Genomic DNA, 24,913 nt, shown 5'->3' on the forward strand with positions numbered 1-24,913 from the left:
AGGCATAAATATGCCTGATTTTTTAATTTTATTTCCCTCTTTTCGATGTTGTAAACAAAAGACTTAAGATGTAGGAAAACGCAGAGTTGTTTACACTTCATGGTTAAAATAATCCTCTAAAAACTCATAAGGCGTTTTCCCTGAAATCGCTTTATGTGGTTTAACGGTATTATAAAAATTAATAAAGCGTTTCAGTTTTGTTTTCTATCTATTGAATCGCTAAATATATGCTGATTATGCCACATCGCAATTCAAAGTTCGTATCACTCTTTCGGCTTTCCCATTCGTTTGTGGGCAGGCGGGTTTGGTGAATTTTTGATTAATACGGTGGTTATTACACGTTTTAACAAATAAGTATTCGCTGGTGCCTTGATATTCACGTCCATTATCGGAATAAACACATTCAATAGTATAAGGACATTGGGCTAACACATCGTTTTGTAAAAATTGTGCCGCGCTAAATTGGGATTTATCAGGGTAAATACCCGCATAAAGCTCACGTGAAAAATCATCAATACCGACAAATAAATATTCTCTAGTTCGCTGTTTCGTTTCATTTTTAAGTAAAGGTAAACGTTTGGTATCAACGTGTAGCATTTCTCCCGGATAGGTTTTGTTATAGCGTTTAGCTTACCGTCTTAATTTATCTTCAATCGGGCTTTCTTTAGTACATTATAAATGGTAGGCCGACTGACCATAAAGCGTTTTGCCAAATCAGTGACCGTTATTTTTTCTTTATGATATAAGCGCCATATCTCTTGTCTGTGATAAGGCGTTAGTTTTGTTTTTTTATGTATATTCATTACAGTAGTTTCTCAAATTACTGTAAACAACGCTAGTAAATCCTATACCTAATTAATTCACTTTATTGTCTGTTTATTACCTCACTATTATCCCCAGCATTACTTAATATTTTTCTAAGATTGCGAATATCTCTTGCTAAGTATCTTCAATTATTTGCACGCTTATTTCTTCAGAACAACCTTTCAGATCGGTGTGGAAGTACAAAACCCCCTCTCATTCATTACTTCATTTATTTATATGCGCCAGTGACTCATAAATATTACGATTTTTATATTAATTAACTATTCGGATATTTATCTAAATAACCTCGGCTTGATGGGTATTTTGTAAAAAAAGAAATTTTATTTTTATCAATAAATTCAATATCAAAAATTCTAGAACAATTTTTTTCCAAACCAATATCATAAGAATATAATTTTTCCTCAATCTCATCCAAGAGAGATATTGTCATATCATTAATAATCGAATTACATTCATTAATAAAAAAAATTACTTCTTTGGTAAAATTAGATTCAATAATCACTCCTTCATAATAATGATCAAACTTTTCAATTTTTTTATATTCTATAAGAGCATATCTCTGTTTATCTCTAAATGAAACAATATAGTCTTTTATCATTACCCTTTACATCCTTTGAAAATGCCAAACAGTTTGCTTTTATTAGTATTAAAACTATTAATACCTTCTGAATGAATTAATCTTGCTGGTATACTCCCAAATTACCCTTAGATGGATCATGAATAACATCAAATCCAATTTTCCTAAGATCCACAACTTTTGCTTCCCCCATACTTATCGCAGGCCTATTAGGAAAAGCTTCATTCCATATTTTGGTGGCTTCATCGACACTATTAGCTCTAATAACAGAAACACCTGGTGGAGCTAATTTTCCTTTATTAATAGCTTCTATTTCTCGATTAATAAAATCAAATCTATAATAACCATCAGTTACTAATCCTATAAAATTTAGTAATATCAGAAAGCGGTAGGCCATTTTCTAGAAAACTGTCAGTCGGTGCATACTGATACAGATCCTCCCCCCCTAACAGCCCAATCAAATCAGACCGAAAAAATCTACCTATATCTGGATCATAATACCTAAAACTATCGTAATGTAAGCCAGTTTTTCTGTCTAATATTTACCCTGATATCTGATGATTCTATTTTACTGATTTGAGTTCAATTTCCTGAATCATTCTTATTCCGTCTTTTCAATGGTTAATGATATCCAATAAAATCTTTAATAATATAAATGTGTAGAAATATATTTTAATTTCTTATATTTAAATAATCTGAAAAAATTCTAAATATAGATAGCAATTCATCAAATGAAGTAAATTCATTCCTTTTATTAATTTTAAATTGATCAGTATTTAAATCTACTGTTTCGGACATACAACTTTGATCCTCGCCAAAAAAGTGGACAAAAGTCGCCTCTATGATATAAACAAAAATCATAGGAGACAAATATCATGGTCAAAAAATTTAGTATCGAATTTAAACAACAATCAGTGGATTATGCGTTATCTAATGCACACCTTTCTATCAGCGAACTTACCAATCATCTAGGTGTGGGTAAATCAACCCTAGATAAATGGATTAGGCAACTTTCCCCGAATAAAACCAGCCGTCGAGAGTTAACCGCTGAGCAACAGCGGATTATGGCGTTAGAAAAAGAGATTAAAGAACTGAAAATGGCTAATGATATACTAAAAAAGGCGCATGTGCATATCATCAACAATCCAAGTCGATGAAGTACGCTTATATGAAAAATCATTTAACCTGCTATCCCGTTACTAGGATATGCTCATTACTTGGTGTCAGTTCATCGGGTTATTATGCTTGGTTAAAAAGAGCAAACAAATCAGCTAAACTCAGCGAGTATATCCAAAAGCAGTATTGGCAACATAAAGCCCATCTGGGTGCACCAAGCCTGCTTCATGATGCAAGAGAAGCAGGCTATCAAGTTTCAGAAAGGACAATTAGCCGTGTTTTGCAACAAAATTGGGATTACGAAGTAAAGCAGCACGTAAATTCAAGTATAAAACAGACAAGGCTCATCACAATATTGCGCCCAACACGTTAGATAGGCAATTTAACCCTGATAAGCCGAATACGACATGGGTAACCGATATTACTTATATTAAAACGGGTGAAGGTTGGTTATATTTGTCGGTGATTATCGATTTATATGGACGAAAAGTGATTGCTAGGCAAACGAGTCGCTACATAGATCGCCATTTAGTGTGTAATACATTAAAACAAGCTTTATTTCGGCGTCACTTTCCTAAAAATGTACTCATTCATAGTGACCAAGGAAGCCAATATTGCAGTGCTGATTTCAAGCAATTATTGTTACAATATGGGCTAAGGCAAAGCATGAGTCGAAGAGGAAGCTGCTTTGATAATGCGGTTGTTGAGAGTTTTTTTCATACACTCAAAACACACATTATTCATGACTGTTACTACAAAACGAGGAAACTGGCTAATAAAGCACTATTTGAATATATTGAAATCTATTATAATCGGATACGCCGTCATTCAGCTAATGGCTGGGTATCACCTGAACAATATGAACAACAATATTACCAAAACGAAAAAATGATAGAGGTGGGCACTGTCTAATATTTTGGCGAGGATCACTTTTTTAGACCACAAATTAAATCGTCTATAGATAGTGCTCCATTCACCAAACTCTTCTGGCAAATCTCGCCAAGGAATACCGGTTCTCATTCGGAAAAGGATCCCTTCAAACGTCATCCGATGCTCGGATTTATTATAAACTCGGCCGGTATTTTTCATTATTTGTAGTAGCTTTTCCCACCGTTTATCTGTTAGCATTGTTCTTGGCATGATGAATCGAGTTATGGTTGTTTTTTGCAGAATTATTATAACTCACATCATGCCGTCTAAAAAATAATCATGAAAGATCAACACGCCCTAGTAATTATATTATTTTATAGACGATAATATATTCGATGAATGTGCTATTTTACTATTACCATTTTAAATTTTCAGCCATCAAAATTAATTTATGAGGGGGGATGTGATATGCCATATAAAACACGTGAAGATTTACCTGATTCAGTACGCCATGTCTTGCCTGAACATGCGCAAGATATTTTTAAAGAAGCATTTAATAGTGCAATTAAGGAATATCAAGATCCGCATAAACGGCGTGATAACAGTGCACCAGAAACGATTGCTTTTAAAGTAGCTTGGGCTGCTGTCGAAAAGGTTTATCACAAAGGTGAAGATGGTAAATGGGTAGCTAAATAGATATTTAAATGGTTTAAGTTGAGCAACACAGCTTAATATTTTGAAAAATTTATTTTTTGTATATTTATTTAGGAGATATATATATGTATATTTGTACACTTACTTATGTGAAGCCCATTACCGAAGTAGAAAAATATTTGTCACAGCATATTGATTATCTTGAGGATTATTACCGATCGGGACATTTTATTGCATCAGGTCCAAAAGTCCCTCGTACAGGTGGTGTGATTATTTGTCGTGCTGAGAATAAAGAGCAAGCGCTAGCAATATTACAAAAAGATCCGTTTTATATTCATCATATTGCTCAATATGAGATTATCGAGTTTGTGCCATCGAAATATGCCGATGGGTTTGAAGAATTTATTTAAAAGTTAACTTCAAATATTTAAAGTTTATCATTCATTTTTGTGATATTTATCGCATTTCGGTAAATATCACAAAAAGCTGCACATTTCACTAATAACCTTTCCTACTCAAATATACTTATATTTTTCCTGATCAATACGGAAAAAGTTGGTTAGTAATTCTATTTTTTTCCTTTTATACTAAATTTGAATTATCAATAAACACAGGTACTTAATTATGAAGAATAGAGGTTTACCAAAAGATTTTTTGTGGGGTGGTGCTGTTGCTGCTCATCAATTAGAAGGTGCTTGGCAAGTTGGTGGAAAAGGAATAAGTGTCGCTGATGTGATGACTGTTGGTTCACCAAAAAGTTATCGTAAAATTACTGAGGGTGTTATTGAAGGTGAATATTATCCTAATCATGAAGCTATTGATTTTTATCATCATTATAAAGATGATATTAAGTTATTTGCTGAAATGGGTTTTAAATGTTTTCGTACTTCTATTGCTTGGACTCGTATCTTTCCAAAAGGTGATGAACTTGCACCAAATGAAGAGGGGTTAAAATTTTATGATGATCTTTTTGATGAATGCTTAAAATACAATATTGAGCCAGTTGTTACACTTTCTCATTTTGAATTACCTTATTACCTTGTTACTGAATATGGAGGATTCCGTAATCGTAAATTAATTGATTTTTTTGTCCGTTTTGCCGAGGTATGTTTTGAACGTTATAAGAATAAAGTCAAATATTGGATGACTTTTAACGAAATCAATAATCAAGCTAACTTTAATGAAGATTTTGCACCGTTTACTAACTCAGGTATTTTCTATAAACAAAGCGACGATCGCGAGCAGATTATGTATCAAGCTGCACATTATGAATTAGTTGCTAGTGCTAAAGCGGTACAAATTGGTCATGCTATTAATCCTGATTTTGAAATAGGCTGTATGTTGGCGATGATCCCTATCTATCCAGAGACTTGTAAACCAGGTGATATTCTAATGGCACAAAAGGCTATGGAGCGTAAATATTTTTTTGGTGATGTTCATGTCCATGGAGAGTATCCAAACCATATTAAAAATTATTGGCAACGTAAAGATTTTAAACTTGATATCACCAATCAAGATCTTGAGATCTTGAAAAATGGAACAGTTGATTACATTGGCTTTAGCTATTACATGTCTAATGCAATTAGGAAGAAAGAAAATAATGAAAGCTATGAATATAACGAAAAAACCGATCTGATCGGCAATCAATATGTTAAAAAATCAGATTGGGGTTGGCAAATCGATCCTGAGGGACTTCGTTATACACTTAATTGGTTAACTGATATGTATCGTTTACCGCTTTTCATAGTTGAAAATGGTTTTGGCGCCTACGATAAAGTCGAAGCTGATGGTAGCGTGCACGATGCTTACCGTATTGATTATCTGCGTGAACATATTAAACAAATGAAACTTGCTGTTGAAGAAGATGGTGTTGATTTGATGGGATACACTCCTTGGGGATGTATTGATCTTGTTTCAGCAGGGACAGGTGAAATGGAAAAACGTTATGGATTTATCTATGTTGATAAAGATAACAAAGGTAACGGTTCACTAAAACGTAGCCGCAAAGCCTCATTCGCATGGTTTAAAAGAGTGATTGAGTCTAATGGCGAAGTCTTATAAAGCATAACTATTTTTAGGGGAATTTATGAAAAAAGCATTAATCATTTGTGCGGCAGGTATGTCATCATCATTAATGGCTAAAAAAGTAACAGAATATTTTGCTAGCAAAGATAAAACAATTTTGGTTGATGCTGTCTCGGCAACCGAAGGCGGAAATATGATTCAATGTAGTGATTTTTCACTCTTTTTAATTAGCCCGCAAACTATGATGATGCTTGATAAATTTAAAAAATTGGGGGAAGAAGTCGGTAAGCCTGTTGTGAGTATTCCTTTTCAGGCTTATATACCCGTTCAATCAGGCATTGAACAACTGGCTAAGTTAGTAGAGGAGAATATAAACTAATTTAAATCAATATATATCGGCTTTAGCGATATGATTTGGCGTTGTGAATAGATTATTAAAATAGCAGCGCCTTACTATCTTACGTTGATGTGTGGTGTACTTATGTAATAGTTAAAAGTATTCACTATATTATTAATAATATGGTTTTAGTTGACACAGGTATGGATGATAGTGATTAAAAATAAACAGCGTGACCTTATTAGTTTATTAGTTCGTTCTAAAGATATATTCAAAAGTAGTGCATTACTAGCAAATGAGTTAGCATTATCAGATCGTACTGTTCGCACTTATCTTAATGATTTGAAATCGTTAATTGAAAGTCACGGTGGATCTATTATTAGTAAACAAGGTTATGGTTACAAATTACAAATTAAAGATAGAACAGCTTTCAATTTATTTTTAATTGAGCATCATTTATTAGATCGCAATGTAGAACAAGCAAATTGTCGAGAAGTATGTCAGAGAAAACACCATATTCTTAATTTATTTTTATTAGAAAGCCAAAAAATCGATATAGAAGCATTAGCTGAACAATTATTTATTAGTTCTTCTCAACTAAATAAAGATATTTTAGAAATCAAACACCAACTCCAACCTTATGGGCTTACTATTAAAAAAAGTCAATCTCTGTTTTATATTGAAGGTGAGGAAAAAGCAAAACGACATTTTATTTTGAGCTATTTTTTTCATGAAGAATCGATTAATTTTCTGCAGCATCTAACTTATTTAAACAAGTTCAATGATGTAATTGGCTTAGATACGTTAACCATTATTATTTTAGATGAGTGTCGTGAGGCAAAAATAAAATTATCTGATGTAATGATACAAAATATCGTCTTACATTTATCATTAAGTATCAAACGGTTACAGTTAGGGCTTTCTATTCAAAATCTTGATATGCCACAATCGACTAAAAAGAAATTGGAATATCAAGTCGCTAAAAAAATCATCAATAGAGTAGAGAAAGTGATTGGTTTTTGTTTTCCCAAAGAAGAACAAATGTATTTAACATTGCATTTGATTAGTAAATCAAATTTTATTCAGAATGATTTTAACTCCGAGCTGTATTTATCTTTGACTAATTTATTATTTAGAATACAGCAAGAAATTGGATATTTATTTTTAAACGATGAGCAATTGAAAAATGGAATTATTCAGCACCTAAAACCGATGATTGTCCGTTTAGAACAGCATATAAAATTGAAAAACCCATTGCTTGATGAAATTAAAACAAACTCTCCAGAATTGTTTGAGTTAGTTAAAAAATACCTTAACCAGCTTCCTGAACTTAAAAAATTTACGATTCCTGATGATGAATGGGGTTATTTGACTTTGCACTTTTTAGCTTCGATAGAAAAGTTAAAAAATGAACAAAAGGCTAAAGTGTTAATTATTTGTGCAACTGGGCAGGGTAGTGCTCAACTACTAAAAAATCGCGTTGAATGCGAGTTTAATGAAAGAATCAAAATCGTTGCAACGCAAGGCTATTATGAAATTGAACCCAAAGTATTGGATAAGGTTGATTTTATTATCTCGTCAGTTGATCTATCATCAAAAGTATTTAAAGTCCCTGTTTTTCACGTCTCTGTATTTTTTACAGAAGATGATATACAAAAAATTCGTCGTCATTTATCGTCACCAATTATGCTTATCTCGGCACATACAGAGCCAATATCAACATTTGCATCATCAAATACTTTAGATCATCTTAGTAATGTTGAACAAATGGTAGATGAATTATCCGCTGATTATTTCTACCAATGCAGTGGTACCCAAAGTAAAGCACAAGTTTTAGATGGTTTGCTTGATCTTTTAGTACTAAATGAAGATAACAATTATAAACAAAAGATGATAGAGCAAATGGAGAATCGTAACATATTAGGTGATATTTTCTTTAGCCCAACTATCGTAGTGCCACATCCGGCAATGCCTGTGGGAAAATTGTCTAAAATTGGTATTGCAATTATTCCTGATGGATTATTTTGGGATCACAATTATCCAAAAATTCACTTTATCTTTATGATTTCACCATCTATTTATCAAAACCCGACTTTATCAATGATGACAAAAGCTATTGTCAAATTGATTGACGATTTAGAAATGCAAACAAAACTGTTAAAAACACAAAACTTTAACCAATTTAAACGACTTTTTATCCAACTTATTGAAAAAGAGGTATAGCAATGAATAAAGAAATGAGCCCAGAGGATATTCAACTTATTGCTTTTAATATTATTTTGTATAGTGGTAATGCTAAAACTAAAATCCACGAGGCTTTTAAGACGATGAGACAAGCTGATTTTATTGGCGCAAATCAGCTTCTTGAAGAAGCGAATAAAGAAATCTTACAAGCACACCATTCCCAAACAGAACTACTGCAAAATTATGCCAATGGTATCAAAATCACAATGGAAATTATTATGGTACATGCACAAGATCACTTAATGACAACCATGAGCTTTCGAGAAATGGCAATTGAAATGTTACATCTATATGAAAAACATCATGAGTTAGAAATAAAACTAAAAAGCTAAATAAGGAGTGGCATAATGACAGAAAATCTAACAATGCATAAAAAAATCAGCCTAACTAACCTTAAGTTTAATCGATTTTTAGTGATTCGCTATACCACTGCATTTTTTTTATTTTTGAATCTTTATTGGGCAATCTTTCTAATAGGTTCATTGTCAATAGTCGCTATTTTACCGCTTACTCTTTTTGTTTTGGGAATACTTACCACATGGGAACAAATTAAGCTTTATCGTAATCATTGCAACAAATTGCCTTATGCAAGATTATTTTATCGTACTTTAGCGATAGTCTTTACGGCACTCATTATTACTCTCTATACCCCTTTGTATCAAATTTTCTATCCATTTTTAAAACAGACGCAAGATACATTACATGTATTGGCGATATTACAGGTATTGAGTTTAATTATTACGTTTTTAATGCTTAAAAAGCTAAATAATATTCAACATAATCGGGATCAGCATTTTAAAAGAATCCAAGCTTACGAAAAATTTATTAATTAAAAGAGGACAATAAAATGAATACGGGATTTGTTATTTTGCAGAAATATCTGATGACGCCCATGGCTAAAATATCGCAATTTAAAATTGTTCGAGCAGTAATGGCTGCGGGGATGGCGTCTGTACCTTTTTCTATTGTAGGTTCAATGTTTTTAGTATTTAACACATTGCCAATGACATTTACGGGATTAGAAGTTTTTTTTGAAAATACTTTTTTTAGAGTGAGTGATCTTTATATGATTGCTAACACAGCGACAATCGGTATTTTGGCTCTTTATTTTAACTTTGTTGTTGGTTATGAACTAACTAAAATCGAAGCAGAAGAAACAGGCCTTAAAGTTAATGCTCTTAATGGTGCGATGTTATCTGTTTTTGCCTTTTTCATGACTTTGCCTGAACTGATCATGCAAAATGGGGTTATTACCTTACTTAATGATCAAAATAATTTAGTCTTTAATGGGCTACGCTTACAACCATTTATCTTTCGCTTGGGTACATCAGGTATATTTATTGCAATAGTTATGGCCATTGTGGCAACTAACCTCTATTTTTTATGTGTTAGACGAAATTGGGTTGTAAAAATGCCTGAAACAGTGCCATTAGGTGTTTCGCGATCTTTTACCGCACTGATCCCAACTTTTGTAATTGCCTTTTTTGTGATCATTGTTAATGGTATTTTCATCTATTTTGGTACTGATATTTTCAATATTATAGCTGTACCGTTTGCTTTTGTAACCAATCTTACCAAAAGCTGGTTGGGTATTATGGTTATCCTATTTTTAATCCATGCGCTATGGGTGGTTGGGATCCATGGTGCCAGTATTATTGGAGCATTTATTACTCCTATTATGTTAACTAATATGACTGAAAATACAGCGGGAGCACATATTCCTTTTGCTGGTGAATTTAATAATTCACTCGTGATTTTAGGGGGATCAGGTTCTACTTTATTAATGACATTTTTTATTGCGTTTTTTGCTAAGTCTAGCCAACTAAAAATCTTAGGGCGAGCATCTGCAGTACCCGCAATATTCAATATCAACGAACCAGTTATTTTTGGTATGCCGATTGTATACAATCCTTATTTAGCTCTCCCTTTTTTCTTAGCACCTATGGCTTGCGGAACATTAGGTTATTTGGCTATTAATACTGGTTTTATTCATCCAATCATCGCATTAATTCCATGGCCATCCCCAATGGGATTAGGGGCATTTATTAGTACTGGCGGTGATTATAAAGCGGCTATTGTTGCCATATTCTCGGCTATTTTAGCTTTGCTAATCTATATTCCTTTTGTCAAATTATATGACAATAAATTGTATAAAGATGAGCAAGGTAAATCAGAAAACCAAATTCAAACAGCTTAATTTTTATATAAGGGCGTATACCTTTTATTAAAGGTTACGCTCTTTTTTAGTTAAAATCATAAATATCAATTATACTTATTTTCTCTGAGATTCAAGAAATCATCCCTACTAAATTCACTACTGTTTTATACTCAAATTTATACTCAAACGTAGTGTTTCCTGAAAGTTTTTAACAAAAATCAGTTTTATTTAGACGGAGAATATTTTATTCGCTAACTGTGTTAAGAAAATACATCATTGTTGACATTTTCAGTTAATTTTGTAAAAAATTTTTTACACCAAACGAAAGTATTTTTTAAAACTTCTAGATGAAATTTTATAACAAATTTTAATTATCATCGATTGCATTTCACATTTAATCATCAGTCTCTATTGAGTAAATTATAATTGCGTTAATTATTTTTTAGTTCTAGTAATCTTTGCTACTCCATTAAAATGGTAAATTAGAGTAAATATGTACTATATAACTGATCAATATTCGATCAGTATTTTTGTTTTCTATGCTATATTGATGGTTACCCTTAACTTATTGTTGCATGATCTATTAATGCGCTTTATGTATTTGGGGATTATGTGGGTACGATAAATGATACTTTAATTTGGAGGTACAAAATGTTTTCTCTTAAACGTAAATTGATAAAGTATTGCTACTTTATGGTATTTTTACTGATAAGCCAACAAGTACTAGCTGTCGAAAACGTAACACAAAAATTAACAGCTGCCGCAGTTGCTTCGCCCGATTATTATGGTGCAAAGGCAGCCGAAGAAGTGCTCGAAAAAGGTGGAAATGCAGCCGATGCTGCGGTGGCCACCGCATTTGCTCTTGCTGTTACTTATCCTGAAGCGGGTAACATTGGTGGGGGTGGTTTTATGACTCTTTGGATGGACGGTAAGCCTTATTTTATTGATTATCGTGAAGTTGCACCAAGTAAAGCTGATAAAGATATGTATCTTGATGATCATAAAAATGTGATTCCTAATTTGAGTTTATATTCTTACAAAGCATCGGGAGTGCCTGGAACTGTTGCTGGTATGTGGGCGGTTCATCAGCGTTTTGGTAAATTACCTTGGAAAGAGGTTATAGCACCAGCTATTCGATTTGCCAATGAAGGATTTGTTGTAGACAAACAACTAGTTAAACGTTATCAAGAGGCACAAGAACTTGCGCCTGCTAATGGTCACTTTAAGCAATACTTTGGTTCAATGCAAGAAGGGAAAATATTTAAACAACCTGAGCTTGGTAAAGTTTTAGATCGTATTGCCCAGCAAGGTAGCGATGGATTTTATAAAGGTGAAACGGCTAAATTAATTGCACAACAGATGGAGAAAAATGAAGGTTTAATTACTGAAAATGATTTAGCAAATTATAAGGTTAAATGGCGAGATCCTTTAATTGCTAACTGGCATGATATGCAGATTGTTACTGCTCCACCGCCAAGCTCAGGAGGTGTTGGTTTAATTCAATTATTATTAATGAAACAATATTTAGCGAATGATTTCAAAGAGGTAAAAGTAAATTCAGCGCAATATATTCACTTGTTAGCAGAAATAGAAAAACGTGTTTTTGCCGATCGAGCCGAATATATGGGAGATCCTGATTTTATCTCTGTACCTGTCACTGAATTGATTGATACTAATTATTTAGCGCAGAGAGCGAAACAAGTTAATCCAAAAGCGATTTCGATTACTGAAAAAGTTAAACCAGGTTTAGATAATAATCGTGAAAAGTTACAGACTACACATTTTTCGATTGTGGATAAATGGGGCAATGCCGCATCGAATACTTACACACTTAATGGTTGGTTTGGATCTGCTGTTGTAATAGAAGGCACTGGTATCATTCTAAATAATGAAATGGATGATTTTAGTAGTAAACCAGGTGTTGCTAATCAATTTGGTGTCGTGAGCAAAGATGCTAATGCAATAGAACCAAATAAACGTCCTTTATCTTCTATGACACCAAGTATTTTTATTAAAGATAACAAAGTTGCAATGGTCATTGGTACACCAGGTGGTTCAAGGATTTTTACTTCAATCTTTCAAGTTGTGACAAATGTTTTTGATAATCATATGTCATTAAAAGCGGCAATGGATGCTCCGCGTTATCATCATCAACTATTACCAGCGAATCTTATCTTTATTGAGCGTTTTCAAAATAAAGTGCCAGAAAAGTTAAAAGATAAACTTAAACAGATGGGTTATCATTTTAAACAGCAAGATTTTAGCGGTGATATTCAAGCCATAAAAATTACCGACAATAAACCCGAAGCCGTATCAGATATTCGAGGTCGAGGTAAATCAATTATTGTGAAATAGATAATAAAAGACCCGCCATAATGACGGGTCTTTTTGTATTTATTGTTGGATAATTATTCAGGAATAATATCAACAATAAGTTTAGCGAATGCTTCGCTGTGTACTTGGAAGAACACTTCATGTTCACCAGTAGTACGCAGTACACCATTTGGTAAGCGAACTTCGCTTTTTGATACTTGAATACCACGAGCTTTAACAGCATCAGCGATATCACGAGTACCGATTGAACCAAATAATTTGCCTTCATCACCGGCTTTAGAAGTAATAGTTACTTTACCAAGTGCATTGATTTGAGCAACACGCTCTTCAGCTGCTTTCAATGTTTCTGCAAGCTTAGCTTCTAATTCAGCACGACGAGCTTCAAAGAATTCGATATTCTTTTTAGTTGCTGATACAGCTTTACCTTGTGGAATTAAAAAGTTACGTGCGTAACCTGCTTTAACATTAACTTGATCACCTAAGCTGCCTAAATTAGCAACTTTATCGAGTAGAATAATTTGCATTATATGTTCCCTCTGTTGCTAATTACTGATGATTATCAGTATATGGTAATAATGCCAAGTAACGAGCGCGTTTGATTGCGCGAGCTAATTGACGTTGATATTTTGCGCTAGTACCAGTGATACGGCTTGGTACGATTTTACCACTTTCTGTGATATAACTTTTTAATAAAGAAACATCTTTATAATCAATTTCTTTAACGCCTTCTGCAGTAAAACGGCAGAATTTGCGACGACGGAAATAACGTGCCATTTGGCTATTCTCCTAATAGTTTAACTTGGTCAGCATGTAAAACAAGTTGGCTTGTTTGGTTGCGTTTAGTATGTGTGCTTATAAAGCCACTAACTAAAACTTTGCTGCCTTTTTTTATGTAACTTAGCTCTTGTTGTCCACTAACAATCACAGGCATTATGCACCATGCTTGTCTTGTAAGTTCTGCTTCGATTTGTTTAGAAACGTGTTCTAAATAAAATTGACAATGCGAGATCCCACTTGGACTGATTTTTCGTATCGGAGTTTTTTTTACAATACCCGATAACATTAAACGATTATTCGTCGGAATCATCGTCCATGTTTACTTCGTTAAAATCTTCTTCAGAACTACGACGTTCATCTTTGGCTTTTAACATAGGTGAAGCTTCAGTTACAGCGTGTTTTGTGCGCATAATTAAACTGCGAATTACTGCATCATTGAAACGGAAGCTATCTTCAAGCTCGTTAACAGCTTCTTGAGTTGCTTCAACATTCATTAACACGTAATGTGCTTTGTGCAGTTTTTCGATAGGATAGGCTAATTGACGACGACCCCAATCTTCTAAACGATGGATTTTGCCACCATCAGTGGTTAACGTACCAGTATAACGTTCAATCATACTAGGTACTTGTTCACTCTGATCTGGGTGAACCATAAATACTATTTCGTAATGACGCATTATCGCTCCCTACGGATTAATCAGCTTTCTGTCGGGGCAACCGCAACCCATTGAAAGCAAGGAACATGAAAAATAGGCGGTTGAAATCGACGAGGCATTATATATCAAGTTATTGGGTTTGACAAATGAATATGCCAAGATTCTTTGTAAGACAGTGTCACTTTTATTTGATAGGAAGTATCTGTTTTTATGACTGTTTTTTATGAAATTCTTTTGAAAAAACGTCAAAAAAAGCAGGAAAAAACTTCAATAAAATCAATACCTTTCCTGACCGATTTTTGTGGTTGTAAAAATGCATTTTAAAATGTAACGATTTCTATACATTTTTGTTATCAAAATATGCTATGCTTATGAGTACCTATCATTTTTACTTATAGACGTATGTATAAAAGGAGTGTTTGATGGTTCAGGAAACTATTTTTAGCAAAATCATTCGAAAAGAAATCCCAGCTGATATTGTTTTTCAAGATGATAAAGTAACGGCATTTCGTGATATTTCTCCTCAAGCGCCGACACATATTCTAATTATTCCTAACAAACTTATCCCAACGGTTAATGATATTAAGGAAGAAGATGAAACCATTATTGGGCATATGATGGTTGTTGCTGCCAAAATTGCAAAACAAGAAGGTATTGATGAAAGTGGATATCGTTTAATCATGAATTGTAATAAAGATGCAGGGCAAGAGGTTTTTCATCTTCATATGCATTTATTAGGCGGTAAAAATTTAGGTAGATTAATAGGTTAATCATGATATGAAACAGATCAAGCGTATATTTGTTGTTAGCTCATTAGCTTTTTTGTTAGCGGGTTGTCATCTTCTTGGAAACTCTCAAAAAACCGAAGTAAAACCGCCTGTTGATGTTAATCAACCTGATGATACCGGTGTGATTGAAATGCCTCCTGAAATTGCTAAACAGACTGATTGGAATTCGGTATTATCACCATTTATCAAGAAATTAGTTAATGTGCCACTTTCAAATTCAGACAATAAACTTATTTTTATTAGTGATATTCAAAACCGGAGTGGTGATTATATTGCAAATAATCAAATAGATGAAGCATTACATCAGTTAATGCATAAGCAAAATACGTTTACAGTAGTAGATAGACAGACAATAAGCCAAGCTAAACAATCATTGGGGATTTCAGCTGATGATAAGTTGGTATCACGAGGTAAGATGATTGGACTGGCTAAATCGATAAATGCTAGCTATGTTCTTTTCACCACAATATATAAAGTACCAAGTGCAAGCAATGATGTCGATCTGGCAATGGAATTAATTTCAACACAAAGTGGAGAAATCCTAACCAGAGTTGCATCTAAAGATTTTCCTAAGCAGCCTGATATCAATAAGGAAACAAATAAAGTTATTGAGGACAACAAATAATGGGACCATTGTTGATTGATGTTGAAGGTTTAGCATTAACTGAAGAAGATAAAAAACTGTTGCAAAATCCATTGATTGCAGGGGTGATTTTATTTAGTCGTAATTATCAAGATCAAGCTCAATTGATGGCATTGATAAAACAGATTCGATCTGCCTCTTCACAGCGTTTATTAATTTCGGTCGATCATGAAGGTGGGCGAGTTCAGCGATTTAGAGAGGGGTTTACGGCAATTCCTCCTGCGCAATCGTTTGCGGCACTTAATAACCTTGAGCAAGCAAAGTCTTTGGCTTTTGATGCCGGTTGGGTTCTTGCTATGGAACTTATTGCTTTTGATATCGATCTTAGCTATGCGCCCGTTTTAGATTTAGGTCACGATTGTCTTGCTATCGGTACACGTTCTTTTCATCAAGATGTCGATATTGCTTATCAAGTTGCTTCCGCTATGATTGATGGTATGCATGCTGCAGGTATGAAAACTACAGGTAAGCATTTTCCTGGGCATGGTCATGTGATTGCTGATTCACATAAAGAAACGCCTGTAGATCATCGCGAAAAGTCGCTTATTGAACTTGATATGCAAATTTTTGCCAAATTGATTGCGGATAAAAAACTTGATGCAATCATGCCTGCTCATGTTATCTATCCTGCTTTTAATAATAAACCTGCTAGCGGTTCGCCATATTGGCTTAAAACAGTGCTTCGTGAGCAATTACATTTTGATGGTGTAATCTTTTCTGATGATTTATCAATGGAAGGTGCTTCAGTAATGGGGAATCATGCTGAGCGAGCCCAAGCTGCGTTAGCTGCTGGTTGTGATCTGCTTTTGGCTTGTAATAATAGGCAAGGGACATTAGCTATTTTAGACCAATTAGCAGCATTAGATAAGATTCATTCCTTAACATCAGATAAAGCAAAATGTTTATTAACCAATACAAAAATCACCTATGTAGAATTAACAAAAAGTTCTGAGTGGCAACATCGTCGTGATAATTTATTAAAACTTAATGAAAAGTGGACAGAGTATGCAAGCAGCAATCATTGAAATGGATAATGACCAACTTCTGGTTGCCTATAATCATGTAGCTAGAGCACTATTTGCTCAAAACGATTTAGTATTAAATCAACCCTTTAATTATAAAAAGGTCTTCAATCTTGATAATACAATAAATATAGATGGACAAGATGATACGATTATTGTGTTAAATTCTCAGCACGTTTTATTGCAAAAAGTGATGGAATCATCTAAAACAATATTTATTTTACAACCAATTGAGTATTTAAAAAAAAGGTTATCAAAAATAAAGGTTGTTGGTTCTCAAGCTTTTGATATTTTTGCCAGCCAAAGTTTAGTCATGCAAAAACTTATCGCTCAAGCTAAAGCATTCTCAATGCAAAGAGAACCATTGCTTATCTCTGGCGAAACTGGTACAGGTAAAGATTTACTTGCTAATGCTTGTCATCAATACAGTTCACGTGGCGATCAGGCTTTTCTAGCATTAAATTGTGCAGCTATGCCTGATGAGGTTGTTGAAAGTGAATTATACGGGCATGCAGCTGGTGCTTATCCTGGCGCTATTGAAGGTAAAAAAGGCTTTTTTGAACAAGCCAACGGTGGCTCAGTATTGCTTGATGGCATTGATGAAATGTCGTTTCAAATGCAAACTAAATTATTACGTTTTATCAATGATGGCTATTTCCGCCGTGTGGGTGATGATGATGAAGTTTATGTCGATGTTAGAATTATTTGTGCAACAAAGGTCGATTTAGCTGATTTGGTTGAACAAGGTAAATTTAGAAAAGATCTTTATTACCGACTTAACGTACTATCGCTTAATTTACCTTCTTTACAACAGCGTAAAGACGATATTGAATCACTTACGCATATTTTTGTAAATGAATATGCCAATAAACAAGGTATCATACCACCAACAATTGATGATAATGTTATTGATAATTTTACCCGTTACTCATGGCCAGGTAATGTAAGGCAACTTAAAAACATACTTTATTCGGCATTAGCGCAATTGACTTCGCCTAGGTTAACGGTCAAAGACATTGTGTTACCGACTCCAATCACATCGCAATTATCATGGGTCAACAATATTGAAAATAAAACTCTTGATGAAATAACTAAACAGTTTGAAAAAGAGATCTTATTAAAATTATATGATCAATACCCAAGCTCAAGAAAGCTGGCCAAAAGATTAGGTGTGTCGCATACAGCGATTGCAAATAAGTTGCGGGATTATGGGATAGGGCGGTAAGTTTATAAAACAAGCAAGAAATATTTGCTTGCTTTATACTTTATGATAAGAGTTTGTTATTAATGTTAATTTAGCAAGGCATTTATTTTGTTAGTTATAAAATTAATGTCTTTATTCAATGAAGCTCTTATAAATATGATAATGTGTTTTAAAGGTATTTTTTTTCTAATCCCATAACGTATTATATACAATATATTGCTCAGTTTTTTTGCATTATTTTTTATAAATAATCGTGTATATATATGCATGTAAATTTCTATTATTGGTGGTTTTTCTTTATATAAATAATAGATATTGATATTAAAAAGGTAATCAGAACGTAGAAAATTTATGTATTGTGTTTTTGTTTTTGGTAATAGATTGGTTTTTTGTACGTACTTTGTGCACTTATTGATGATTTGAGCATATAGTTCAATATATTGTTTACTTATCTTTTTATTGTTAGTTAATGAGTTAGCTCTTTTTCTATAATAATATAAAGGACTTTTTGAGTAATAAGTTAAATTTGCAGATAATAGTACATCCAATGTTATTAAGTGATCTTCGTGATTTCTTCCTTCAAATCGTAAATTGAGCGCTTCCTTTTTAAAAATATATTTCCAACATGCGCCAGGGTATTTTTTATTTTCAATTATATGCGTAAATAGCTCATTACCAGTGTCAAATCTGATTAAACTATTGTCATTATTATTAAATTCTATATTCTCTAATTTTTCAAAGTTTTGGTTTTCAAAATAGAATAACTCAATAACATTACTAATTTTTAAGACTTTTAAAAATGTTGCAAATAAATTAGGATGTAAAATATCATCAGGATCGACGAATTGAATGTATTGCCCTGTTGCTTGATTAATTCCGATATTTCTAGCTTGGCTAACCCCTTGATTAGTTTGATATATATATTTTACACAAGAAAATTTTTGAGCAAAGGCTTGAATAACATTAGCAGTGTTGTCAGTCGCACCATCGTCTATACATATAATTTCCTTAGGTTGAACAGTTTGTTGAACAATAGAATTGAGACACTGTTCAATGTAATTTTCAACATTATAGCAAGGAATAATGATAGAAAGGTTAAGTATTAATTTTTCATTTTCCATAGTAAAATATCTTTTAAGAAAAAATATTGCTGTTAGTTGGTTTGACATCTTTGCCTATGGATGCGTATGAACGAGGATGTTTTTTTGTTATTACACATTTCAATAATTTTAAAAAGCTTTTAAAACTTAAATTGTCTTTTTTCTTCATTTTATAAGCATAAAATAAATTTCGGCGTACTTCAATTTTAGGATTGCGAGCTCGATACATTCGCATTAACATTTTTGCATAAGCAATTTCAAGCCTTGCTCGTTCGCTAAGTTCATCATAGGAGATTTCACAAGTCATATCATGATACATTTTTCCTATACATAAGCCTTTTAACATCGCAGTTTGTGGTGTTGCATGAATTAAATCAAATAATCGATGATCTGTATGATAGAAAGCAAATTTTTCATCAAAAACATAATGATGATTAACTAGTAATTTATCAATTAAATCTTTTGATAATGCGGTACCAGAATTGATGGTTCTGGTATTGCTTAGGCTGAATTCTCCCAAAGGTACAACTTGCTCTCTTTGTTCAAAATCAGAAGGAAAACATTGCTTGCCAATTTTTTGCTTAGGGAAAATTGCTGGGCAAATAATTGCATATTGGCTATTATGATAGATATTTTGGAAGAAAGAAAAATCAACATTAGAATCTTGATCAAAAATAACAAAAAAATCGTAATCTATTTTATTAATAAAATGATTATAAATTTTACTTAATGATAGGTTTCGAACATCTTGATAAATTGATGTTGTTATTCCTTTTTTTTGAGTTGATTTTAGATAATTATTAATATCTTGTTTTTCAAGTAAAGTTGGTCCATTATTCCAAATAATCATATTTAATTTAGTGGATTCCAAATTTGCTTGTAAAATTGAGTTTAACGTTGCAGAATCAGATAAAGTGCAATTATAAAGCACAGTTAATACATTTATTCTCATGTTGATTTTGAACAAACTAAGCGGCAAAAATATTGTAACAATATAACATATAAAGAATTACGAATACAATGTTTGCAAAATGATGAGAAATTCAGCTCTTTTTTGAAAATGTAACGATTAATACCTAATTCTAAATATTGCTATTTATTGACTTTGTTATTATTATTCCGTGCATAAGATTTTAGAGGATTAATTAATGAAAGTGATTGTTACAGGAGGAGCTGGTTTTATTGGTTCTGCTGTTGTGAGACATATTATTGAACAAACTAATGATGAAGTATTAGTTATTGATAAATTAACTTATGCTGGGAATTTAGAATCATTAGATAGCGTATCTGAGAATAAACGATATCATTTCAAACAAATCGATATTTGTGATAGAAAGGAACTTGATGTTGTCATGGCTAGCTTTTGCCCCGATATTATTATGCACTTAGCTGCCGAAAGTCATGTTGACCGTTCTATTGATAATCCTTCTGCATTTATAGACACCAATATAATAGGTACTTATACTCTATTAGAAGCATCTTTAGCTTATTGGAAAACGCTAGAGGCAACCAAACAATCTATATTTCGTTTTCATCATATTTCAACTGATGAAGTATATGGTGATCTGCATGGAACGAATGATTTATTCACTGAAAAAACACCTTATTCGCCAAGTAGCCCATATTCGGCATCGAAAGCTTCAAGTGATCATTTAGTCCGTGCATGGCATAGAACCTTTGGTTTACCTACAGTTATTACTAATTGCTCAAATAACTATGGCCCATACCATTTTCCAGAAAAACTAATCCCATTAATGATACTTAATGCTCTCGAAGGTAAGCCGTTGCCCATATATGGTAATGGTCTACAAATTAGAGACTGGTTATATGTTGAAGATCATGCAAGAGCACTTTATCTTGTTGCAACTAAAGCAAAAGTAGGTGAGACTTATAATATTGGTGGGCACAATGAACAAAAGAATATTGATGTTGTAAATATCATTTGTGAATTACTTGAAGAACTCGTTCCAAATAAGCCAAATGGTGTTAAGTGTTATAAAGATCTGATTACTTATGTTACCGATAGGCCCGGTCATGATCAACGTTATGCTATTGATGCATCAAAGATCTATCAAGATTTGGGTTGGAAACCACAAGAGACATTCCAAACAGGAATGCGTAAAACAGTAGAGTGGTATCTACAAAACAAACAATGGTGTGATCATATTAAAGATGGCTCATATGCAAGATCACGACAAGGAATTATTTAATATAGGTAACTTTATGAAAGGTATTGTATTAGCTGGTGGGTCAGGAACCCGTCTTTATCCCATAACTCGAGGTATTTCAAAACAGTTGTTACCTGTTTATGATAAACCGATGATTTATTATCCTTTATCTGTACTCATGCTTGCCGGAATTCGTGATATTTTAATAATCACAACACCCGATGATTTACCTATGTTTCAACGATTGCTAGGTGACGGTTCCCGTTTTGGTGTCAAACTAAGTTATGCACAGCAACCTAAGCCAGAAGGTTTGGCACAAGCTTTTTTAATCGGTGAGGAGTTTATTCAAAAACAACGCTGTTCTTTAGTGTTAGGTGATAATTTATTTTTTGGCGAAAGCTTTGGCAAAAAATTGGTAAGAGTTGCAGCTCAAAAAGAAGGTGCAACAATTTTTGGTTATCAGGTAGTGGATCCTGAACGATTTGGGGTTGTTGATTTTGATGAAAACTTTAAAGCATTATCAATTGAAGAAAAACCAATTAAACCAAAATCTAATTGGGCTGTAACGGGGCTTTATTTTTATGATGAAAATGTGGTTGAAATGGCAAAACAAGTCAAACCATCTCATCGTGGTGAGCTAGAAATTACAACTCTTAATCAAATGTATTTGGATGCAGGACTGTTAAATGTTGAGATCCTAGGACGCGGTTTTGCTTGGCTTGATACAGGTACACATGACAGTTTGCTTGAAGCGTCATCGTTTGTTCAAGTAATAGAAAAAAGACAAGGACTCAAAGTTGCTTGCCTTGAAGAGATTGCTTATCGTAATGGCTGGCTCAGCGCTGAACAGGTCAAAGAAGAAGCCATTAGTTCAGGTAAAACATTATATGGACAATATTTAGCAAGATTGATAGAACAATAGAATAGGTGGACAAATGGAAGTTATTTCAACTAATATTGCGGATGTAAAAATTATAAAACCGAAAGTGTTTGGTGATGAACGAGGCTTTTTTCTTGAAACTTTCGAACAAAAACGGTATCAAGAAATGTTAGGTATAGAACTTAATTTTGTTCAAGATAATCATTCGCGTTCACAAAAAGATGTATTAAGAGGATTACATTTTCAAAAGGAAAACCCTCAAGGTAAACTAGTTCGAGTTGTTAGAGGTGAAGTTTTTGATGTGGCTGTCGATATTCGTAAATATTCCCCTACTTATGGAAAGTGGGTTGGCGTTACCTTAACAGAAGAAAATAAAACACAGTTGTGGATTCCACCTGGACTTGCTCATGGTTTTGCTGTACTGTCAGATATTGCTGACTTTGAATATAAATGTACTAACTATTATGATCCTAAGTCAGAAGGGTGTTTATTGTGGAACGATCCTACAGTAAATATCAGTTGGCCGATTTCAAATCCATTACTATCGGCAAAAGATAAGTTAGGCAAAAAACTACAGGAGTTATAGTTAATTGATGAAAGTTTTGTTAACTGGTGCTAATGGTCAGTTAGGCCATTGTTTTAAAAATATCTTTCCTTCAGATTGGCAATTACTTGCCACTGACAGCCAGCAATTAGATATAACTGATGGTTTAGTTGTTGATGATTTTGTTGCCTTGCATAGACCTGATGCCATTGTAAATGCCGCAGCATATACAGCAGTGGATAAAGCGGAAGATGAATATGAATTAGCTTATAAAGTTAATGCTGTCGGTCCTAAGAATTTAGCAACAGTTGCTAAAAAATATCATGCAAAACTAGTTCATGTTTCGACCGATTATGTTTTCGATGGGACTAAACGTTCTCCTTATTTAGAGGATGATTTAACCAATCCAGTTAATGTCTATGGTGAGACTAAACGAGTTGGTGAGTTGTCTGCCTTAGACAATTATTCCACTGCAATTGTAATTAGAACCTCTTGGGTTTTTAGTGAGTATGGCAATAATTTTGTCAAAACGATGTTAAAGCTTAGTCAAACTAGACCTGAATTAACCATTATTGATGATCAGTTAGGATGTCCAACTTATGCTGGTGATATTGCTAAAACGATTTTAGAAATGCTAATGAATGATATTCAAGGTGGTATATATCATTATTGTGGCGATAAGTACGTAAGTTGGTTCCAGTTTGCCTCTAAGATATTTGCAACAGCTCATGAATTAAATCTTATGACTAATAGCAACGTAACAATAAAGCCAATTTTAACCTCAGCATATCCAACTAAGGCTAAAAGGCCATTATACTCTGTTTTAAATATGGATAAAATAAAACAGTTAGATATAAAAGCATCTGATTGGAACAAAGCATTAATGGATGTGATTCCTTGCATCTATTTAGAGTAATTGATTCATTGTTAGAGGTATACAAGAACGAGGGTGTTTTTTCCTAAAAAGACATTTAGCTAATTTGAGAAATTCTGAGCATGAATACTCTCTTCTTGTAAATTTTCTAAGTAGGTACAAAAAGACATTTAAACGACTTTTTTTATCATAAAAAATTTTGTTTAATACTTTTGAATATTCCATTTCTAGTCTTCTCATAGGGCTTATTTTTTTTCGATCTTGTAAATTAAAATCTAAAGAATGGCTAATTTTCCCTACACATATTCCTTTAAATTCGGTTTGTTTTAATTCTATCAAATCAAGGAAAAAACTGGTATCTATAGCATAAAGCGCGTAACGTTCGTTAAAAAACTCTTGTTTGCTTTTACTTATGTACTTTATTAATTGATTAGATAGAGTTAATCCAGATGAGATAGACTCAATTTCTCCCATTGCAAAAACTTTTTTATCAAAAAGTTTCCGATTTTCATGATATATTGGAAAACATAATGAGTTTTCTTTTGAAACCCATCCAGCAGAATAAACTTGAGGAACAATGACATCAAAATCATTATTTATCTTAATATTTTGGAAAAAATCATTATTCAATATCGAGTCTTGATCCAAAATAGTGAAAAAATCAAAACTTACTTGGTTGATAAAAAAATTATAGATTTTACTTAAAGCAATATTGTAAAGATTCTCATAGATAGAAAGGTTAATGTTCTTACTGTCACAAATGGATTTATATTGTCTACATTCTTGTAAGTTAAGTGCTTTTGGGCCATTATTCCATATAATTACATTTAAAGTAATATCACTTCTATCTGAATTTAATAATGATTCGAAAGTTTTAGAATTTTTAATATTTTCATTGTATAAAATGATTATAGCCGTAATTTTCATTTATGTAGTTATGAGTATTTATTATAACTCTATTATATTATAACTTTCTATTTTTAGGAAAGATTACTATACAAATTGATAAGATTATACTATTTTAATAAGCTATTTCCTACTTAAAAAAATGTTGATAGAATTTTTATTGATATTTTTATTTAAATTAAAAGAATTAATTCGTTATTGATAGAAATTA

At 32.9% G+C, this 24,913-nt stretch carries 29 protein-coding genes and 2 pseudogenes; 18 read left to right on the top strand and 13 right to left on the bottom strand.

From position 1 onward, the window contains the following. Window positions 1-234: 234 nt before the first annotated feature. The 5 genes from GYW75_RS12375 to GYW75_RS12800 all read right to left on the bottom strand — a co-directional run bounded on the left by GYW75_RS12375 (window position 235) and on the right by GYW75_RS12800 (window position 1,944). Window positions 235-597, bottom strand: a complete 363-nt coding sequence (locus GYW75_RS12375) for a DDE-type integrase/transposase/recombinase (protein ID WP_202983956.1) — start codon at window positions 595-597, stop codon at window positions 235-237. A gap of 41 nt (window positions 598-638) precedes the next feature. Continuing rightward, window positions 639-803 carry an HTH domain-containing protein gene (locus tag GYW75_RS12380; protein WP_202983957.1) on the bottom strand — a complete coding sequence of 55 codons (165 nt, stop codon included), beginning with the start codon at window positions 801-803 and terminating at the stop codon, window positions 639-641. 278 nt (window positions 804-1,081) lie between these two features. After that, window positions 1,082-1,423: a hypothetical protein gene (locus tag GYW75_RS08665; RefSeq protein WP_174799067.1), complete on the bottom strand. Its 342-nt coding sequence runs from the start codon at window positions 1,421-1,423 to the stop codon at window positions 1,082-1,084. A 76-nt stretch (window positions 1,424-1,499) separates the two neighbouring features. Then, window positions 1,500-1,799, bottom strand: a complete 300-nt coding sequence (locus GYW75_RS08670; RefSeq protein WP_174799069.1) for a hypothetical protein — start codon at window positions 1,797-1,799, stop codon at window positions 1,500-1,502. Beyond that, window positions 1,750-1,944 carry an RHS repeat-associated core domain-containing protein gene (locus tag GYW75_RS12800; protein WP_411578461.1) on the bottom strand — a complete coding sequence of 65 codons (195 nt, stop codon included), beginning with the start codon at window positions 1,942-1,944 and terminating at the stop codon, window positions 1,750-1,752. Before GYW75_RS12800 ends, GYW75_RS08670 begins: the two co-directional genes overlap by 50 nt. A 333-nt stretch (window positions 1,945-2,277) precedes the next feature. On the opposite strand from GYW75_RS12800, the pseudogene GYW75_RS08680 reads away from it, so the two are divergent. Then, a pseudogene (locus tag GYW75_RS08680) lies at window positions 2,278-3,430 on the top strand (IS3 family transposase). Here the strand turns inward: GYW75_RS08680 and GYW75_RS08685 are convergent. Then, window positions 3,431-3,658 (bottom strand): annotated as a pseudogene (locus tag GYW75_RS08685) (transposase); the annotation flags it as partial. A gap of 198 nt (window positions 3,659-3,856) precedes the next feature. Here GYW75_RS08685 and GYW75_RS08690 point away from each other — a divergent pair. From GYW75_RS08690 to ggt, 9 genes are all read left to right on the top strand, one after another. Next, entirely contained in the window at window positions 3,857-4,084 is a 228-nt protein-coding gene (locus GYW75_RS08690) for a ChaB family protein (protein ID WP_065590864.1), read from the top strand. An 83-nt stretch (window positions 4,085-4,167) separates the two neighbouring features. Continuing rightward, the gene (locus tag GYW75_RS08695; protein WP_174799071.1) at window positions 4,168-4,452 is read left to right on the top strand and encodes a YciI family protein; all 285 of its coding nucleotides are present in this window, start codon (window positions 4,168-4,170) and stop codon (window positions 4,450-4,452) included. A 214-nt stretch (window positions 4,453-4,666) separates the two neighbouring features. Beyond that, window positions 4,667-6,103 carry a 6-phospho-beta-glucosidase gene (locus tag GYW75_RS08700; RefSeq protein WP_174799073.1) on the top strand — a complete coding sequence of 479 codons (1,437 nt, stop codon included), beginning with the start codon at window positions 4,667-4,669 and terminating at the stop codon, window positions 6,101-6,103. Between the two features lie 25 nt (window positions 6,104-6,128). Continuing rightward, the gene (locus GYW75_RS08705; protein WP_174799074.1) at window positions 6,129-6,446 is read left to right on the top strand and encodes a PTS cellobiose transporter subunit IIB; all 318 of its coding nucleotides are present in this window, start codon (window positions 6,129-6,131) and stop codon (window positions 6,444-6,446) included. Window positions 6,447-6,611: 165 nt separating this feature from the next. Beyond that, window positions 6,612-8,627: a BglG family transcription antiterminator gene (locus GYW75_RS08710; RefSeq protein WP_194240458.1), complete on the top strand. Its 2,016-nt coding sequence runs from the start codon at window positions 6,612-6,614 to the stop codon at window positions 8,625-8,627. Window positions 8,628-8,641: 14 nt separating this feature from the next. After that, on the top strand, window positions 8,642-8,980 hold the full coding sequence (locus GYW75_RS08715; protein WP_174799163.1) for a PTS cellobiose transporter subunit IIA: 339 nt from the start codon (window positions 8,642-8,644) through the stop codon (window positions 8,978-8,980). Window positions 8,981-8,995: 15 nt separating this feature from the next. Then, complete coding sequence (locus GYW75_RS08720) at window positions 8,996-9,481, top strand: hypothetical protein (RefSeq protein WP_174799076.1); 486 nt, start codon at window positions 8,996-8,998, stop codon at window positions 9,479-9,481. 14 nt (window positions 9,482-9,495) lie between these two features. Continuing rightward, entirely contained in the window at window positions 9,496-10,845 is a 1,350-nt protein-coding gene (gene celB / locus GYW75_RS08725; protein ID WP_065590869.1) for a PTS cellobiose transporter subunit IIC, read from the top strand. A 654-nt stretch (window positions 10,846-11,499) separates the two neighbouring features. Beyond that, window positions 11,500-13,161, top strand: a complete 1,662-nt coding sequence (gene ggt / locus GYW75_RS08730; protein ID WP_366940487.1) for a gamma-glutamyltransferase — start codon at window positions 11,500-11,502, stop codon at window positions 13,159-13,161. Between the two features lie 53 nt (window positions 13,162-13,214). On the opposite strand, the gene rplI is transcribed toward ggt, so the two are convergent. The 4 genes from rplI to rpsF are packed head-to-tail and all read right to left on the bottom strand — an operon-like array spanning window position 13,215 to window position 14,594. After that, window positions 13,215-13,664 (bottom strand): 50S ribosomal protein L9, encoded by a 450-nt coding sequence (gene rplI / locus GYW75_RS08735; protein ID WP_065590871.1) that lies wholly within the window; start codon window positions 13,662-13,664, stop codon window positions 13,215-13,217. A 22-nt stretch (window positions 13,665-13,686) separates the two neighbouring features. Beyond that, window positions 13,687-13,914, bottom strand: coding sequence for a 30S ribosomal protein S18 (gene rpsR / locus GYW75_RS08740; RefSeq protein WP_025314965.1), 228 nt, complete (start codon window positions 13,912-13,914; stop codon window positions 13,687-13,689). A 4-nt stretch (window positions 13,915-13,918) separates the two neighbouring features. Beyond that, window positions 13,919-14,227: a primosomal replication protein N gene (priB, locus tag GYW75_RS08745; RefSeq protein WP_065560729.1), complete on the bottom strand. Its 309-nt coding sequence runs from the start codon at window positions 14,225-14,227 to the stop codon at window positions 13,919-13,921. Then, the gene (rpsF, locus tag GYW75_RS08750; RefSeq protein ID WP_034914699.1) at window positions 14,211-14,594 is read right to left on the bottom strand and encodes a 30S ribosomal protein S6; all 384 of its coding nucleotides are present in this window, start codon (window positions 14,592-14,594) and stop codon (window positions 14,211-14,213) included. The genes priB and rpsF overlap by 17 nt, the downstream gene beginning before the upstream one ends. Window positions 14,595-14,995: 401 nt before the next feature. Here rpsF and GYW75_RS08755 point away from each other — a divergent pair, with 401 nt between their 5' ends. The 4 genes from GYW75_RS08755 to GYW75_RS08770 are packed head-to-tail and all read left to right on the top strand — an operon-like array spanning window position 14,996 to window position 18,251. After that, the gene (locus GYW75_RS08755) at window positions 14,996-15,343 is read left to right on the top strand and encodes an HIT domain-containing protein (RefSeq protein ID WP_065560728.1); all 348 of its coding nucleotides are present in this window, start codon (window positions 14,996-14,998) and stop codon (window positions 15,341-15,343) included. Window positions 15,344-15,350: 7 nt separating this feature from the next. Next, complete coding sequence (locus GYW75_RS08760) at window positions 15,351-15,986, top strand: penicillin-binding protein activator LpoB (protein ID WP_174799080.1); 636 nt, start codon at window positions 15,351-15,353, stop codon at window positions 15,984-15,986. Beyond that, a complete protein-coding gene (gene nagZ / locus GYW75_RS08765; protein WP_174799081.1) occupies window positions 15,986-17,029 on the top strand; it encodes a beta-N-acetylhexosaminidase in 1,044 nt (347 codons plus the stop codon). The genes GYW75_RS08760 and nagZ overlap by 1 nt, the downstream gene beginning before the upstream one ends. After that, entirely contained in the window at window positions 16,992-18,251 is a 1,260-nt protein-coding gene (locus GYW75_RS08770; protein ID WP_174799083.1) for a sigma 54-interacting transcriptional regulator, read from the top strand. The genes nagZ and GYW75_RS08770 overlap by 38 nt, the downstream gene beginning before the upstream one ends. Before the next feature lie 65 nt (window positions 18,252-18,316). Here the strand turns inward: GYW75_RS08770 and GYW75_RS08775 are convergent, their stop codons facing one another. Together GYW75_RS08775 and GYW75_RS08780 are read right to left on the bottom strand one after the other, a co-directional pair. Beyond that, entirely contained in the window at window positions 18,317-19,351 is a 1,035-nt protein-coding gene (locus GYW75_RS08775; RefSeq protein WP_174799085.1) for a glycosyltransferase family 2 protein, read from the bottom strand. 13 nt (window positions 19,352-19,364) lie between these two features. Next, window positions 19,365-20,282: a hypothetical protein gene (locus GYW75_RS08780; RefSeq protein ID WP_238786448.1), complete on the bottom strand. Its 918-nt coding sequence runs from the start codon at window positions 20,280-20,282 to the stop codon at window positions 19,365-19,367. A 196-nt stretch (window positions 20,283-20,478) separates the two neighbouring features. Here GYW75_RS08780 and rfbB point away from each other — a divergent pair, with 196 nt between their 5' ends. Genes rfbB through rfbD form a run of 4 tightly spaced genes read left to right on the top strand, consistent with a single transcriptional unit; the run spans window position 20,479 to window position 23,838 of the window. Beyond that, window positions 20,479-21,540, top strand: a complete 1,062-nt coding sequence (gene rfbB / locus GYW75_RS08785) for a dTDP-glucose 4,6-dehydratase (RefSeq protein ID WP_174799088.1) — start codon at window positions 20,479-20,481, stop codon at window positions 21,538-21,540. A 13-nt stretch (window positions 21,541-21,553) separates the two neighbouring features. Next, window positions 21,554-22,420 (top strand): glucose-1-phosphate thymidylyltransferase RfbA, encoded by an 867-nt coding sequence (gene rfbA / locus GYW75_RS08790; protein WP_065626154.1) that lies wholly within the window; start codon window positions 21,554-21,556, stop codon window positions 22,418-22,420. Window positions 22,421-22,433: 13 nt separating this feature from the next. Continuing rightward, window positions 22,434-22,964 carry a dTDP-4-dehydrorhamnose 3,5-epimerase gene (gene rfbC / locus GYW75_RS08795; RefSeq protein ID WP_174799090.1) on the top strand — a complete coding sequence of 177 codons (531 nt, stop codon included), beginning with the start codon at window positions 22,434-22,436 and terminating at the stop codon, window positions 22,962-22,964. A 7-nt stretch (window positions 22,965-22,971) separates the two neighbouring features. After that, window positions 22,972-23,838: a dTDP-4-dehydrorhamnose reductase gene (gene rfbD / locus GYW75_RS08800; protein WP_174799092.1), complete on the top strand. Its 867-nt coding sequence runs from the start codon at window positions 22,972-22,974 to the stop codon at window positions 23,836-23,838. Here rfbD and GYW75_RS08805 read toward each other — a convergent pair. Then, on the bottom strand, window positions 23,830-24,723 hold the full coding sequence (locus GYW75_RS08805) for a glycosyltransferase family 2 protein (protein ID WP_065610264.1): 894 nt from the start codon (window positions 24,721-24,723) through the stop codon (window positions 23,830-23,832). The genes rfbD and GYW75_RS08805 overlap by 9 nt on opposite strands. Window positions 24,724-24,913 lie beyond the last annotated feature (190 nt).

Source organism: Gilliamella sp. ESL0232 (assembly GCF_013346885.1).
In the GTDB taxonomy this organism is placed as follows: Bacteria; Pseudomonadota; Gammaproteobacteria; order Enterobacterales; family Orbaceae; genus Gilliamella; species Gilliamella bombi.

Excerpts from the sequence above, each read along its gene's own strand:
- nagZ (WP_174799081.1), top strand. The coding sequence starts at position 15,986 with ATGGGACCATTGTTGATTGATGTTGAAGGTTTAGCATTAACTGAAGAA.
- rplI (WP_065590871.1), bottom strand. The coding sequence starts at position 13,664 with ATGCAAATTATTCTACTCGATAAAGTTGCTAATTTAGGCAGCTTAGGT.
- GYW75_RS08705 (WP_174799074.1), top strand. The coding sequence starts at position 6,129 with ATGAAAAAAGCATTAATCATTTGTGCGGCAGGTATGTCATCATCATTA.
- GYW75_RS08690 (WP_065590864.1), top strand. The coding sequence starts at position 3,857 with ATGCCATATAAAACACGTGAAGATTTACCTGATTCAGTACGCCATGTC.
- GYW75_RS08805 (WP_065610264.1), bottom strand. The coding sequence starts at position 24,723 with ATGAAAATTACGGCTATAATCATTTTATACAATGAAAATATTAAAAAT.
- rfbA (WP_065626154.1), top strand. The coding sequence starts at position 21,554 with ATGAAAGGTATTGTATTAGCTGGTGGGTCAGGAACCCGTCTTTATCCC.
- GYW75_RS08770 (WP_174799083.1), top strand. The coding sequence starts at position 16,992 with ATGAAAAGTGGACAGAGTATGCAAGCAGCAATCATTGAAATGGATAAT.
- GYW75_RS12375 (WP_202983956.1), bottom strand. The coding sequence starts at position 597 with ATGCTACACGTTGATACCAAACGTTTACCTTTACTTAAAAATGAAACG.
- GYW75_RS08665 (WP_174799067.1), bottom strand. The coding sequence starts at position 1,423 with ATGATAAAAGACTATATTGTTTCATTTAGAGATAAACAGAGATATGCT.
- celB (WP_065590869.1), top strand. The coding sequence starts at position 9,496 with ATGAATACGGGATTTGTTATTTTGCAGAAATATCTGATGACGCCCATG.
- ggt (WP_366940487.1), top strand. The coding sequence starts at position 11,500 with ATGGTATTTTTACTGATAAGCCAACAAGTACTAGCTGTCGAAAACGTA.
- rfbC (WP_174799090.1), top strand. The coding sequence starts at position 22,434 with ATGGAAGTTATTTCAACTAATATTGCGGATGTAAAAATTATAAAACCG.
- GYW75_RS08715 (WP_174799163.1), top strand. The coding sequence starts at position 8,642 with ATGAGCCCAGAGGATATTCAACTTATTGCTTTTAATATTATTTTGTAT.
- GYW75_RS08710 (WP_194240458.1), top strand. The coding sequence starts at position 6,612 with ATGATAGTGATTAAAAATAAACAGCGTGACCTTATTAGTTTATTAGTT.
- priB (WP_065560729.1), bottom strand. The coding sequence starts at position 14,227 with ATGATTCCGACGAATAATCGTTTAATGTTATCGGGTATTGTAAAAAAA.
- GYW75_RS08700 (WP_174799073.1), top strand. The coding sequence starts at position 4,667 with ATGAAGAATAGAGGTTTACCAAAAGATTTTTTGTGGGGTGGTGCTGTT.
- GYW75_RS08670 (WP_174799069.1), bottom strand. The coding sequence starts at position 1,799 with ATGGCCTACCGCTTTCTGATATTACTAAATTTTATAGGATTAGTAACT.
- GYW75_RS08780 (WP_238786448.1), bottom strand. The coding sequence starts at position 20,282 with ATGAGAATAAATGTATTAACTGTGCTTTATAATTGCACTTTATCTGAT.
- GYW75_RS08760 (WP_174799080.1), top strand. The coding sequence starts at position 15,351 with ATGAAACAGATCAAGCGTATATTTGTTGTTAGCTCATTAGCTTTTTTG.
- GYW75_RS12380 (WP_202983957.1), bottom strand. The coding sequence starts at position 803 with ATGAATATACATAAAAAAACAAAACTAACGCCTTATCACAGACAAGAG.
- GYW75_RS08695 (WP_174799071.1), top strand. The coding sequence starts at position 4,168 with ATGTATATTTGTACACTTACTTATGTGAAGCCCATTACCGAAGTAGAA.
- rpsF (WP_034914699.1), bottom strand. The coding sequence starts at position 14,594 with ATGCGTCATTACGAAATAGTATTTATGGTTCACCCAGATCAGAGTGAA.
- GYW75_RS08755 (WP_065560728.1), top strand. The coding sequence starts at position 14,996 with ATGGTTCAGGAAACTATTTTTAGCAAAATCATTCGAAAAGAAATCCCA.
- rfbB (WP_174799088.1), top strand. The coding sequence starts at position 20,479 with ATGAAAGTGATTGTTACAGGAGGAGCTGGTTTTATTGGTTCTGCTGTT.
- GYW75_RS08775 (WP_174799085.1), bottom strand. The coding sequence starts at position 19,351 with ATGGAAAATGAAAAATTAATACTTAACCTTTCTATCATTATTCCTTGC.
- GYW75_RS08720 (WP_174799076.1), top strand. The coding sequence starts at position 8,996 with ATGACAGAAAATCTAACAATGCATAAAAAAATCAGCCTAACTAACCTT.
- rpsR (WP_025314965.1), bottom strand. The coding sequence starts at position 13,914 with ATGGCACGTTATTTCCGTCGTCGCAAATTCTGCCGTTTTACTGCAGAA.
- rfbD (WP_174799092.1), top strand. The coding sequence starts at position 22,972 with ATGAAAGTTTTGTTAACTGGTGCTAATGGTCAGTTAGGCCATTGTTTT.